This is a genomic window from Streptomyces sp. NPDC050560 (genome assembly GCF_044457285.1).
In the GTDB taxonomy this organism is placed as follows: Bacteria; Actinomycetota; Actinomycetes; order Streptomycetales; family Streptomycetaceae; genus Streptomyces.
The window spans coordinates 96,070-108,265 of sequence record NZ_JBITGT010000018.1 but is presented as its reverse complement, the minus strand read 5'-3'; the positions used below and the strand labels follow the sequence as shown (position 1 = coordinate 108,265).

Annotated in this window: 10 protein-coding genes; 1 reads left to right on the top strand and 9 read right to left on the bottom strand. The window is 72.0% G+C overall.

The window, feature by feature from the left end; all coding sequences use genetic code 11:
• Positions 1-7: 7 nt before the first annotated feature.
• The 8 genes from ACIBIW_RS32050 to ACIBIW_RS32015 form a co-directional block, all read right to left on the bottom strand.
• Positions 8-850 (bottom strand): carbohydrate ABC transporter permease, encoded by an 843-nt coding sequence (locus ACIBIW_RS32050; RefSeq protein WP_399341246.1) that lies wholly within the window; start codon positions 848-850, stop codon positions 8-10.
• Positions 847-1,758: a carbohydrate ABC transporter permease gene (locus ACIBIW_RS32045; protein ID WP_399341244.1), complete on the bottom strand. Its 912-nt coding sequence runs from the start codon at positions 1,756-1,758 to the stop codon at positions 847-849. Before ACIBIW_RS32045 ends, ACIBIW_RS32050 begins: the two co-directional genes overlap by 4 nt.
• Before the next feature lie 2 nt (positions 1,759-1,760).
• On the bottom strand, positions 1,761-3,032 hold the full coding sequence (locus tag ACIBIW_RS32040) for an ABC transporter substrate-binding protein (RefSeq protein WP_399341243.1): 1,272 nt from the start codon (positions 3,030-3,032) through the stop codon (positions 1,761-1,763).
• Positions 3,033-3,160: 128 nt separating this feature from the next.
• Positions 3,161-4,606, bottom strand: coding sequence for a hypothetical protein (locus tag ACIBIW_RS32035; RefSeq protein ID WP_399341240.1), 1,446 nt, complete (start codon positions 4,604-4,606; stop codon positions 3,161-3,163).
• 20 nt (positions 4,607-4,626) lie between these two features.
• The gene (locus ACIBIW_RS32030; RefSeq protein WP_399341238.1) at positions 4,627-5,511 is read right to left on the bottom strand and encodes an amidohydrolase family protein; all 885 of its coding nucleotides are present in this window, start codon (positions 5,509-5,511) and stop codon (positions 4,627-4,629) included.
• Positions 5,508-6,503, bottom strand: a complete 996-nt coding sequence (locus ACIBIW_RS32025; protein ID WP_399341336.1) for an aldo/keto reductase — start codon at positions 6,501-6,503, stop codon at positions 5,508-5,510. Before ACIBIW_RS32025 ends, ACIBIW_RS32030 begins: the two co-directional genes overlap by 4 nt.
• Before the next feature lie 5 nt (positions 6,504-6,508).
• On the bottom strand, positions 6,509-7,531 hold the full coding sequence (locus tag ACIBIW_RS32020) for a hydroxyacid dehydrogenase (protein ID WP_399341236.1): 1,023 nt from the start codon (positions 7,529-7,531) through the stop codon (positions 6,509-6,511).
• A gap of 94 nt (positions 7,532-7,625) precedes the next feature.
• On the bottom strand, positions 7,626-8,798 hold the full coding sequence (locus ACIBIW_RS32015; RefSeq protein ID WP_399341234.1) for a mandelate racemase/muconate lactonizing enzyme family protein: 1,173 nt from the start codon (positions 8,796-8,798) through the stop codon (positions 7,626-7,628).
• A gap of 429 nt (positions 8,799-9,227) precedes the next feature.
• Here ACIBIW_RS32015 and ACIBIW_RS32010 point away from each other — a divergent pair, with 429 nt between their 5' ends.
• A complete protein-coding gene (locus ACIBIW_RS32010) occupies positions 9,228-9,968 on the top strand; it encodes a FadR/GntR family transcriptional regulator (RefSeq protein ID WP_399341232.1) in 741 nt (246 codons plus the stop codon).
• 405 nt (positions 9,969-10,373) lie between these two features.
• On the opposite strand, the gene ACIBIW_RS32005 is transcribed toward ACIBIW_RS32010, so the two are convergent.
• Positions 10,374-12,113: an IlvD/Edd family dehydratase gene (locus ACIBIW_RS32005; RefSeq protein WP_399341230.1), complete on the bottom strand. Its 1,740-nt coding sequence runs from the start codon at positions 12,111-12,113 to the stop codon at positions 10,374-10,376.
• Positions 12,114-12,196 lie beyond the last annotated feature (83 nt).

Genomic DNA, 12,196 nt, shown 5'->3' with positions numbered 1-12,196 from the left:
CCCCGGTTCAGCCCTTGACCGCCCCCGCCGCAAGGCCGCTCATGATGTGCCGCTGCATCACGATGAAGATCACCAGGATCGGGATGACCGCGAGCAGCAGGGTCGGGAACACCTTGGTGTAGTCCGTCGAGTACTCCCCCACCGCCTGGTACACCCCGGTGGTGACCGTGTAGATGCCGCTGCCGGGACCCAGGATCATCTGGGGGCTGGCGAAGTCGTTCCACACGCTGAGCGAGTTCAGGATGAACACGGTGGCGATGATCGGGCGCATCAGCGGCAGGATGATCCGCCACAGGGTGTAGTACCTGCCCGCCCCGTCGATGGCCGCCGCCTCGTCGAGCGAGCGCGGCAGCACCCTGATGTAGCCGAAGAACACGAACAGGGTGAACGGGATGGTGGTGGCCGTCATGAACAGGATGAGGCCCGGCAGGGTGCCCATCAGGCCCACCGCGCGCAGCACGAAGATCACCGGCACCAGGATGACCTGGGTGGGGATGAACATGCCCGCGATGAAGAAGAAGAGCAGCAGCCTGGCGACCAGCCTGGGGGTGCGCGCCAGGACGTAGGCGGCGGGCGCGCACACCGCCATCGCGATGGCGTTCACGGCGAGCACCAGCGCGATGGTGATGCCGTACCCCTTCAGGATGCTGAAGTCGGGGTTGTCCCAGGCGTCCGCGAGGTGCTGGAACGTGGCCGTGGCGAAGTCGATCGAGAACGGGTTGGCGAGGATCTCCTGCTGGCTCTTGAAGGTGTTGACCACCAGGATGTACATCGGCACGAGCATGCCGAGCGACACCAGGGAGATGAACGCCACCCGGACCGCGGCGGCCGCACTGTTTGATTTCTTCATCCGATGGACTCCGCGTCGTCCTCGGCGCGCCTGCGCAGGACGAGGACCGTGATGGCGAGGACCGCGGCCGCGAGGATCAGCAGCACGGCCTGGGCCGAGGCGACGCCGATCTTCCGCTGGGGGAACGAGACCGCGAGGATCGAGTAGGCGAGGGTCTTGGTGGACCCGGCGGGCCCTCCCCCGGTCAGCGACACGACGACGTCGTACGTCTTCAGCAGGGAGATGCCGGAGGTGATGATGGCGACGGTCACGGTGGAGGCGAGCGACGGCCAGGTGACCGCGCGGAACGTCTGCCAGCGCCCGGCGCCGTCGATACGGGCCGCTTCCAGCAGGTCGGCGGGGACCGCCTGGAGCCCGGCCAGATAGAGGATGAGCTGCACCCCGAACAGCGACCAGACGATCACCAGGATCATCGACCACAGCGCCCAGTCCGGGTCGCTGAGGAACGGCAGGCTGTCCGTGCCGACCTTCTCCAGCATGGTGTTGACCACGCCCTGCGGGCCCAGGATGGCCTGCCAGAGGAAGCCGACCACCAGCGCGCTCAGCACGTGCGGGTAGAACATGACCACCCGGCCGAACGTGTTGAACCTGTTGGTCCGCTGCAACAGCAGCGCGAGGCCGAGCGCGGCCAGGTTGACCGCCACCGCGCCCACCGCGGCGACGATCACGGTCACCACCATGGTGCCGGTGATGTCACTGGAGTCGAAGATGGTGCGGTAGTTGGCCAGGCCGATGAACTCGGGTATGCGGTTCGGGAAGCCGTTGTACTCGGTGAAGCTGTAGTAGAACGCGTAGACCACCGGCACGACGAGCAGTGCGACGTAAATCAGGATCGCGGGGACGACCATGCTGACGCGGGCGCCGGCGTCGCGCCATCCCCGCGACCGTGAGGGAGACTTGCGTGCCATCGTCAGCGGTTCTCACTGACCCACTGGTCGATGGTCTTCGCGGCCTCGTCCGGGCTCTTGCCGGTGTAGAGGCTCTGGGCGACCTCGGTGAACTTGGGGTTGAACCCGGTCACCGGCAGCCGTACGTTGCCCTGGCCCTCGCCGACCGCCACCAGTTCGGGCGCGTCGTTGAGGATGCCCTGCACCTCGGTGTCGAGGGCGGTCTGCTTCAGCTTGGCGTCCTTGCGGAAGACACCGTCGGAGCCGAGCTGGGCCTCGATCGCGGCCTTGTCGGTGACCAGGTACTTCACCAGCTTCTTGGCGTCCGACTCGCTGCGCGCACCCTTGTTGATCATGTAGGGGTCGGCCATGGTGGCGCCCTGCGGGCCCGGGTACGGCTTGCCGTCGTCGACCGGCGGGGAGAACACCCCGACCTCGAAGGGCACGTCCTCGGCCTGGTCGAGGGTGGCGGCGAACCAACTCCCGTTGGTGTAGAGGCCCGCCTTGCCCGCGATGAAGTTGCCGTCGGCCTGGGAGGGGTCGAGGCCCGCGTCGCTCTTGGCGATGTAGCCCTTCTTGATCCAGTCCGCGTACATCCGGAACATCGGCTTGTACGCGTCGCCGACGTTCAGCATGCTGTTGTTGACGTCGGTCTGCCACTTGGGGTGCGCCTGGTTGAGCGCGGGGTGGTAGATCTGCTGGAGCTGGAGGCCGGTCTGGAAGTCGCCCGCGGTCTGCATGGCGGTGAAGCCGGCCTTCTTGAGCCTGCCCATGTCGGTGGCCAGCTCGTCCCAGGTGGTGGGCGTCTTGCTGATCTTCGCCTTCTTGAACGCGTCCTTGTTGTAGAAGATCAGCGACTGGGTCTGCTCCCCCACGCCGACGGCGTAGTGCTCCCGCTTCATGGCGTAGTTCTCGAACATCGGGGTGCCCTTGGCCCAGGACTCGCCGCTCAGGTCGACCAGTTCTGGCGCGGTGTCGTCGTCGGGGAAGATCGACTGGATGACGTCGGGCGCGGTGCCCGCGGCAAGCTGCTCGGGGAAGGACTCGGCGACGGACTTCCCGGTCGGGCCCTCGATCTTCACCTTGAGCCCGGTCTTGTCCTCGAAGGGCTTGACCAGCTTCTTCCAGTACGCCTGGTCGAGGTTGTCGGTGAGGTTGACCATCATCCGTATCTCGCCGTCCTTGCCGCCGGACGAGCCGCTGCCGCCCGACGAGCAGGCGGCGACCAGGATCAGCGGAACCGTGGCGGCCACCGCGGCGCCACGTGCCCTGCTCCATCGGCTGGTTGACATCATTGTCGTCTCTCTTCTCCTCGATGGGGGAGGCACTCGGTGGGTCGGCTTCCCCTGGGCGGTTCGGACGGGGGGACGTTCGGGTGTGCGGGTACGGGACGGGGTGGCGCGAGCGCTGCCGGGCGGCGCCGTCAGAGCCTGCCCCGGTAGGGCAGCGGGCCGACGGCGGTGATGTCGGTGGGGTCCTCGGCGGTGTCGACGCGGTGGATGCCGTCGTTCGCGACGAAGAACTCGGGGACGTCGGGGTAGTGCAACTCCTCGGGCAGCGGCTCGCGGTCGGTCCAGGAGAAGAACTCCCGGGTGAAGGTGGCCCGGTCCTTGCGGCCGTAGAGGTGCAGGTCGCCCGCGGTCAGGGGGCTGCGGACACACCAGTGCGCACCACGCTCGGCCCAGAAGGCGCGGTCGCTCACCAGCACCGACTGCCGGTCGCGGGCGGCGAACACCCGGTCCCAGAAGCCCTCGCCGCCGCCGCACCGTGCCATCAGGAACAGCAGGTCGTGCGCGTGCCAGGCGGTGCTCGGCGCGATGTCGGCCTCATTGTGCCAGCCGCTCGCCGAGGCGAAGTAACCGGCGGGGGTCTGGTAGCGGGCGTAGGTGGCGAGGCACGCCTCGGTGAACGCCTCAAGTTCGGCGTCGGGGCCCTCGGCCAGCACCTCGTGGATGCCGTAGAGGGTCAGGCCCATGCCCGCGATCAGCATCGGGGTGTCGGTCTTCAGGGCCCGGCCGTCCTTGACGTACCAGTAGCGGTGGTAGCGGGTGGCGCCCTCGGTGTCGGTCCACGCGGAGCGCGCCACATGGCGGCACAGCCGCCGTGCCTCGGCGAGCAGTTCGGGGTCGCCGTGGGTGCGGTAGCCGATGACCAGCGGCACGATGCACAGGCCGTAGTACTCGGCGGGCTCCAGGATGCCGCCGCCGCGCCTGTCCCCGACCGTGCGGAAGGTGGCCGCGCTGTCGTCGTCGGGGACACCGCGGTGGTGGAAGAGGCGTACCAGGGTGGCCAGGTCCTCGGGGAGCTGCGCGGCGAAGACGGTGTCGTCGGACAGCTCGGTGTAGAGCTGCTTCACCCAGACCCTGGCGTACTCCTGGTTGCAGGTGCCGTCCTCGCCCGGCCGGCCGCCGCCGTACACCTCGCAGGCGTCGAGGTTGCGCCGGACCGCGGCCAGGGCGGCCGCCGCCTCGTCGGCGGGCAGCAGATGGCGTGCGTGCTTCAGCGCGAGCAGGATGCCGAGGCTGCCGACGGCGTTGTGGATGAGGCCCTGGGTGGCGGACTCGCCGACCTGGAAGCCGATGTGCTCGTACTGGCCGTCGGCCTGCACCTCGGAGTACTGGTAGCGCACCAGGCGGCGCAGCAGGTCGGTGCCGCGCTCGTCGGGGTCGGCCGCGAGCGCCTGTGCGAAGGCGCCGACCGCGGGGCCCGCGAAGGCGGTGTGCCCGCTGGTGAAGTCGAGGAAGCTGAAGGGGTTGGTGCCCCACACGCTGTGGTTGTGGAAGCCGTTGATCGCGCCCTCGGCCGTCACCCAGGTCCGCAGCCAGCCCGCGAGGGCGGCGGTGTCCGGGGCGGTGGTGCGGTGTTCCATGGCGTTCCTTCCGGGGCGGTTCATACGGCCGCGGCGCGCGCGGCGTCGAGGAGGGCCGTGTCGATGCGGTAGAAGGCGGTGGCGGTGCCGCCGAGCACGGCGTCCCGTGCGGCGGTGTCGAGGTCGGCGAGGAGGTGGGTGTACGCCTCCCAGGTGCGGGCGTAGCCCCCGGCGAGCAGCGAGACGGGCCAGTCGCCGCCGTACATCAGGCGCCCGGGTCCGAACAGGTCGAGGGCGTCGTCGACGAAGGGCCGTACCGCCCGTGTGGTCCAGGAGTCGAGCGGGCCGTGGGCCGCGTAGAGGCCCGAGAGCTTGGCGTGCACGTTGGGGTGGCGGGCGGCGGCGGCGAGCAGTCCGCGCCAGGCGGCACGCTCGCGCGCGTCGCCGCCGACCGGGGGTTTGCCGAGGTGGTCCACGACGAGGCGCAGCCCCGGGTGGCGGCGGGCCAGCTCCGGTAGGTGGGCCAGCGCGGCCGGGGCGGAGACCACGTAGTCGAAGGCGACGCCCTCGGCGGCGAGCAGCGCGAGGCTTTCACCTGCCTCCGGCCGCAGTATCCAGTCCTGCTCCGCCCGCTCGTGGAGGAGGGCGCGCACCCCCACCACATGCGGGTCGCGGCGCAGCGCGGTGAGCCGGGCGCGGGCCCTCGCGGGGTCGTCGAGCGGGACCCAGGCGACCACGCCGACGATCTCGGGGTGGGCGGCGGCGGTGGCGAGCATGTGGTCGGTGTCGGCGTCGTGGTCGGCGGCCTGCACGAGCACGGTGCCGGTGACGCCCGCGGCGCGCAGCGCGGGGCGCGCCTCGGTGAAGGCGACGGTGCGGTCGACGGGGGCCATGGCGGGGCCGAGCCAGTCGTACGGGGCCCGCCCGAGGTCCCAGACGTGCTGGTGGGCGTCGATGACGGTCATGGCCGCTCCCCGGGGGTGGCGGGGTCGGCGGGTATCAGGCCGAGGGCGGTGAGTTCGGCCCAGAGGGCTTCGGGCACCTCGGCGCCGAGCCGCCGGGCGTTGGCGGTGGACTGGGAGGCGTCGCGGGCGCCGAGGACGACGCAGGCCACCGCGGGGTGGCGCAGCGGATAGCCGACGGCGGCGGCGGGCAGGGTGGTGCCGTGCCGCTCGCAGACGTCCGCGAGGGCGCGGGCGCGTTCCGTCAGCTCACGGGAGGCGGGGGTGTAGTCGTAGGTGGCGTCGGCCGGGGGGCGGGGGGAGGCGAGCAGGCCCGAGTTGTAGACCGCGGCGGCGACGACCTCCACCCCGCGCTCCAGGGCGAGCGGCAGCAGCTCCTCGGTGGCGGACTGGTCGAGCAGGGTGTGGCGGCCCGCGAGCATCACCAGGTCGATGTCGCAGCGGCGGACGAACTCGGCGGGCATCGCGGCCTGGTTCATGCCGACGCCGACGGAGCCGACGACGCCCTGGTCGCGCAGCTCGACCAGGGTGGCCACCCCGGTGGTGGACGCCTGCTCCCAGTGGTCGTCGGGGTCGTGGAGGTAGACGATGTCGACGCGGTCGAGGCCCAGGCGCTCCAGGCTGCCTTCGAGGGAGCGCAGGATGCCGTCCCGGCTGAAGTCCCACTGCCTGCGGTGGGCGGCGGGCACCGCGAAGCCGCCGTCGTCCTGCCGGTCGGCGGTCCGGGGGCTCGGCACCAGCAGCCTGCCGACCTTGGTGGAGACGGTGTACTCGGCGCGGGGGCGGTCGGCGAGGGCGGCGCCGAGGCGGCGTTCCGACAGGCCGAGGCCGTAGTGGGGCGCGGTGTCGAAGTAGCGCACTCCGCTCGCCCACGCGGCCGCCACGGCGCCCGCGGCGTCCTCGTCGGTGGTGGCCCTGGCGAGGTTGCCCAGTTGGGCGGCGCCGAGGCCGAGCCGGGTCAGCCGCTGGCCGCGCGGGGTCACATGGGTACGCATCGTGCTCACCGCACCCTCGCTGCGGCCGAGGCGGCCAGGTCCTCGGGGTGGGCGAAGGGCAGCCCGGCCGCGTACCGCTCCACCTCGTCGGCGACGGACTGCCCGATGCGGCGCAGCTCGCCGCCCATGGAGCCCGCCAGGTGCGGGGTGAGCACCACGTTGCTCATGGTCCACAACTCGCTGTCCCTGGCCGGGGGTTCGGGTTCCGTGACGTCGAGTACGGCGTCGATGCGGCCGGTGCGCAGCTCGGCTAGCAGGGCGTCCTCGTCGACGACGGCGCCCCGTGCGGTGTTGAGCAGGGTGGCTCCGCGCGGCATCAGCGCGAGGAGTTCCGCGCCGATCTGGCCGCGGGTTTCGGGGGTGAGCGGCTGGTGCAGCGACACCACCTGGCTGTGTGCCATGAGTTCGGGCAGCGGGACGAGGCGGGCGCCGAGCGCGGTGGCCTGCTCGGCGGTGAGGGTGGGGTCGTAGAGCAGGACGTCGAGGTCGAAGGGGCGCAGCAGGCCGAGGACGGCGCGGCCCACGGTGGAGGCGCCGACGATGCCCACGGTGCCGCGGTAGTTGCCGCCGTGCGGTACGGGGTTGGTGCGGTCGGGCAGGTATCTGAAGCGGCGGTAGAGCCGGCCCGCGGTGAGGGCGCCCTTGCCGGCGAGCAGGATCATGGCGAGGGTGTACTCGGCGACGGGGACCGCGTTGGCGGCGCGGGCGTTGGCGGCCACCACGCCGCGGGCGGCGAACACCGCGGGTTCTTCGAGGAGGGTGGCGGCGACACCGCCCGCGTACACGACGGCGCGCAGGCGGGCGGTGTGCGGGAGGTGTTCCGCCCTGATCACGGGCGCCGCCCAGCCGCCGATGAGGATCTCGGCGGAGGCCAGCGCGGCGCGCGAGCCCTCGGAGTCGAGTTCGCCGAGGACCAGGCCGGGGTCGATGTCGACGACGCGGCGCAGCCGGGCCATGGTGGCGTCGTCGAAGAGGGCTCCGGCGAGCTGCCGGGGGTTCATGGTGAGCACCGCCCGCGGCCGGGTCATGGCGCCACCCCCTCTCGGGCCGTCGCGGCCGTGCCGGTGCAGGCGGCGGGGGTCGGTGGGGTCGTGGGGTGCATGAGGTGTGGGGTCACGGGGTTCATGAGGTCACGTCCGCTCCGGCGCCCGCGGGGCCCTCCTCGGGGACCAGCCTGAGGCCCGCGTCGACGGGGCGTACATGGGGGCCGTCGGGGTGGGACCACTCGCCGGTCTCCTGGAGGGCGCCGATGGCGGCCTCGTCGACCGAGATCCCGAGCCCCGGGGTGTCGCCGAGGACGATACCGCCGTCGGCGATGACCTGGTCCACGGTGAGTCCGAAGGGCATGCCGGTGTCCTGCACCTCGGTGACCAGGTGGTTGGGGGTGGCCGCGGCGGCGTGGGCGAGGGGGTTGGCGTTGTAGCCGACCGGGCTCACCGGCAGGTCGTGGCCGAGGGCGAGGGTGGCGACGCGCAGGAAGTGGGTGATGCCCCAGGCGCTGGCGGCCTGCACCACCTGGACGGCGTCGGCGGCGAGCAGCGGGCGGAACTGTTCGAGCCCGGTGAGGTTCTCGCCCGAGGCGACGGCGGTGCGGGCCGCACGGCCCACCGCGCGGTTGCCCTCGACGTCCCAGCGGCGCACGGGCTCCTCGATCCAGGTCAGCTCCACCCGGTCCTCGATCCTGGCGAGCAGCCGTACCGCCTGGTGCCTGCCCCAGTTCTCGTTGACGTCGAGCATCATGGCGGGCGAGCGGGTGTTGCCGCGCAGCACCTCGGCGACGGCGCCGAGGCGCACGATGTCGCGGTCGGTGTCGAGGCCGCCCTTGATCTTGGCCCCGGTGAAGCCGCGCTCGGCCCAGCGGGCGTAGAGGGCGACGAGTTCGTCGTCGTCGAGGGCGAAGTCGAGTCCGGAGGCGTAGCCGGGGACGAAGCGGTCGGCCGCGCCCAGGGTGCGCCACAGGGGCTCGTCGGCCATCTTCGCCTTGAGGTCCCACAGCGCCATGTCGAAGGCGCCGATGGTGCCGAAGGTCATGCCGCCGTGGCCGCTCTTGAAGGTGTGGGCCAGCATCCGGTCGTAGAGGGCGGTGGTGGCGCGCGGGTCCTGTCCCGCGAGGGCGGGGAAGATACGGCCCGCGTCCGCGTGGGCGCCGAGGCCGACGCCGGTGAGACCGCCGTCGGTCTCCAGCAGCAGGACCGGAACCTCGGTGACACCGCTGGCGATGAAGCCGTTGGCGTCCCCCACGGGGCGGCCCCACCGGTGGACGGTCCGCAGACTCCGGTAGCCCGTGATCTTCATCAGCACCTCAATTTTCGGCTTGTTCGCCTCCGGGACCGGGCCTGCGGGCCCCTTGGCTCACGCGCCCTACGCGAAGCCCGTGGTGCGGCTGGCTTCGGGGGTGTGCCGGGAGGTCGTACGGGGGACGGGGGACCGCCGACCGGCCCTCCCCTTGCTGTGGCGCCCGGGGAGATGGGGTACGGGGGTCTCGGCGGCGGAGGCGTGGGTGCCCCCTGCCCGTCGATGCGGTCGTAACTTATCATACAAGTGATGACTGGCCGGTCTGCGATATCCTGGCCCGGGTTTCGCCGCAGTTTCCCCTGCGGTCCCCCTGCGTACCGCCTGCCATCCGCCCGCCCGTTCCCCCGCACCCTGCCCTGTTCCCCCAGCGTGTGGCCTTCGGATCGACGCCCGGCGCGCACTCACGACAGCGACGGAGAGCCCTGCACGATGACTACCCTGCCCCCGGGCCCAGCGGCCTCGGCACCCGCCCCGCGGAACCGGCCTCCCCTGGCCGCCGCGGTGGTGCAGAGCCTCACCACGGCGATCGTCACCGAGGAGTACCCGAGCGGTACGGTGCTGCCGCCCGCGGGGACGCTGTGCACCATGTTCCGTGTCAGCCGCACCGTGATCAGGGAGGCGACCATGGCGCTCGCGGAGAAGGGCCTGGTGAGCACCCGCCAGGGGTGGGGCACGGTGGTGCTCGACCAGAGCCACTGGAGCCTGCTCGACCCGCTGATCCTGGACGCCCTGTTCCAGCGGCACGACCGGCTGCGCTACCTGGACAACGTGATCCAGATCCGGATCACCCTGGAGTGCCCGATGGCCTCGGCGGCGGCCGAACGGATCACCGACGCGGAACGGCAGCACCTGAGTGGCCAGTTGGCCGAACTGGCCGGGCTGCTGGACGACGCGGAGGCGTACGCCGCCGCCGACATCGCCTTCCACGACTTCATCCACCAGGTGTCGGGCGACGCCTTCGGGCGGGCCATCGTCTCCAGCATCCAGGGCAGGGCGCTGCACTCCTCCGGCTACAGCGGAAACCCCACCCCGGAGGATTTGACGGTGACCCACCACGCCCACACCCGCATCCACGACGCCCTCCTGGCAGGCGACCCGGAGGCCGCCGGGGCGGCGATGCGCGACCACATCGGGGAGTCCTGGAGGCGGAGGCGGCCCGGGGAGGAGTGAGGGCCGGCCGACGCCGGACCCCGACCGCGCCAAACGCCCGGCCCACCACACCAGAGCGTGCTTCGCGCCCACGGAGCCCGAGTCGGCTGCTGCTCCTCCGCGTCTTCCGGCTCCGCCTCGTGGGCGGTGAGGAAGAGTTGCCCGTCGGCATCTGCCGCCACGACGTCGACCAGTAACGCGCTCCCCTCGTCGAACCGCAGCGTGGCGCGCGGGTCGAGTTCCACCAGGGACTCGAAGCACTCCCTGTCTTCCAGGGCGAGATGAGGCGCGACCCTCGCCACACATGCCCCTTCCCCATCGGCGGTTCAGCGCGGGCACGGCTGCGCGCGCTGTTCCCGGAGGCCACACCGGCGGTCCGCGCGCCGACGGGGTGCGGCCCCCGTCACGGCCGCCGCCCCGCGGCGCTCAGTGGGAGTCGCGGGGGACCTCCGAACCCCGGGCGCCGCGCAGGAAGTCGAGGTCCGCGCCCTCGTTGGCCTGTTGGACGTGGTTGACGTAGAGCCAGGCGTAGCCGGTGGCGGCCTTCGCGGGGGTGGTGGACGGGGTGCGGGCGGCCAGTTCCTCGTCGGGTACCAGCAGGTCGAGGCGGCGGGCGGGGACGTCGAGGCGGATGCGGTCGCCGTCGCGGGCCAGCGCGAGGGGGCCGCCGACCGCGGCCTCGGGCGCCACGTGCAGCACCACGGTGCCGTACCCCGTACCGCTCATACGGCCGTCGCTGATGCGGACCATGTCGGTGACACCGGCCCTCAGCAGCTTCGCGGGCAGGGGGACGTTGGCCACCTCGGGCATGCCGGGGTAGCCGCGGGGGCCCGCGCCGCGTACCACGATGACGTCGTCCGCGGTGATGTCGAGGTCGGGGTCCTCGCACACCGCGTGGTAGTCCTCGGGCGAGTCGAACACCCTGGCCCTGCCCTCGTGGACGAGCAGTCCGGGGGTGGCGGCCGACTGCTTGATGACGGCGCCGTCGGGGCAGAGGTTGCCGCGCAGCACCGCCGTGCCGCTGCCCGCGGTCTGGAAGGGCTCCGCCCAGGGGGCGATGACGTCGTCGTTCCAGCACTCGGCGGCGGACACGTTCTCGGCGACGGTACGGCCCGACACCGTCACGCACTCCGGGTGCAGACGGCCCGCTTCGAGCAGGCGCCGCAGCACCACGGGCAGACCGCCCGCGTAGCAGAAGTCCTCCATGAGGTACTTCCCCGACGGCATCAGGTTGACGAGGGTGGGGATGTCGCGGGTGAGGGTGTCGAAGTCGGCGAGTTCGAGGTCCACGCCGAGCCGTCCCGCCAGGGCCACCAGGTGGACGAGCGCGTTGGTGGAGCCGCCGATGGCGGCGTTGGCCCGGATCGCGTTCTCGAAGGCGGCGCGGGTCATGACGGTGCTCGGGCGCAGGTCCCTCTCCACCATGTCCACGATCCTGCGGCCGGACTCCTGCGCCAGCTCCATGCGGCGCATGTCCACCGCGGGCCAGGCGGCGCCGCCGGGAAGCTGCATGCCGAGCGCCTCCGCCATGCAGGCCATGGTGGAGGCGGTGCCCATCGTCATGCAGTGGCCCTTGGAGCGGGCCATACAGCCCTCGGCGGCGCGCGCCTCGCACTCGGACATGCGGCCCGCGGCCATCTCCGCCTCGAACTTCCAGACATGGGTGCCGGAGCCGACGTCCTGACCGCGGAACTTGCCGTTCAGCATCGGCCCGCCGGTGACCATCAGGGTGGGCAGGTCCACGCTCGCGGCGCCCATCAGCAGCCCCGGGGTGGTCTTGTCGCAGCCGGAGAGCAGGACCACGCCGTCCAGCGGGTTGTTCCTGATCAGCTCCTCGGCCTCCATGGCCATCAGGTTGCGGAAGAGCATCGCGGTGGGGCGGATGATGGTCTCGCCCGTGGCCAGCACCGGGAAGACGAGCGGGAAGCCGCCCGCCTGCCACACCCCGCGCTGCACGGCCTCGGCCACCTCGTCGAGGTGTGCGTTGCAGGGGGCGAGCTGGGACCAGGTGGTGGCGATGCCGATGACGGGGCGCCCGTCGAAGACCTCGTCCCCGTAGCCCTGGTTGCGCATCCAGGAGCGGTGGATCATCCCCGCGCGCCCGCCCGCCCCGAACCACGCCTGGCTGCGGCGGCCCGCGGTGCTGTCCTGACCGTTCGGCTCCATGCCCTGCCCCACTCTCCTGCCCTGCCGCGATCCGTTCGCGATCAGGGCCGCCGGATACGGCTCCCGTCCCCGGGAGCCCCGGG

What these genes read in the sequence shown, in the direction of transcription:
- ACIBIW_RS32050 (WP_399341246.1), bottom strand. Translation starts at nt 850, where the DNA reads ATGAAGAAATCAAACAGTGCGGCCGCCGCGGTCCGGGTGGCGTTCATC.
- ACIBIW_RS32045 (WP_399341244.1), bottom strand. Translation starts at nt 1,758, where the DNA reads ATGGCACGCAAGTCTCCCTCACGGTCGCGGGGATGGCGCGACGCCGGC.
- ACIBIW_RS32040 (WP_399341243.1), bottom strand. Translation starts at nt 3,032, where the DNA reads ATGATGTCAACCAGCCGATGGAGCAGGGCACGTGGCGCCGCGGTGGCC.
- ACIBIW_RS32035 (WP_399341240.1), bottom strand. Translation starts at nt 4,606, where the DNA reads ATGGAACACCGCACCACCGCCCCGGACACCGCCGCCCTCGCGGGCTGG.
- ACIBIW_RS32030 (WP_399341238.1), bottom strand. Translation starts at nt 5,511, where the DNA reads ATGACCGTCATCGACGCCCACCAGCACGTCTGGGACCTCGGGCGGGCC.
- ACIBIW_RS32025 (WP_399341336.1), bottom strand. Translation starts at nt 6,503, where the DNA reads ATGCGTACCCATGTGACCCCGCGCGGCCAGCGGCTGACCCGGCTCGGC.
- ACIBIW_RS32020 (WP_399341236.1), bottom strand. Translation starts at nt 7,531, where the DNA reads ATGACCCGGCCGCGGGCGGTGCTCACCATGAACCCCCGGCAGCTCGCC.
- ACIBIW_RS32015 (WP_399341234.1), bottom strand. Translation starts at nt 8,798, where the DNA reads ATGAAGATCACGGGCTACCGGAGTCTGCGGACCGTCCACCGGTGGGGC.
- ACIBIW_RS32010 (WP_399341232.1), top strand. Translation starts at nt 9,228, where the DNA reads ATGACTACCCTGCCCCCGGGCCCAGCGGCCTCGGCACCCGCCCCGCGG.
- ACIBIW_RS32005 (WP_399341230.1), bottom strand. Translation starts at nt 12,113, where the DNA reads ATGGAGCCGAACGGTCAGGACAGCACCGCGGGCCGCCGCAGCCAGGCG.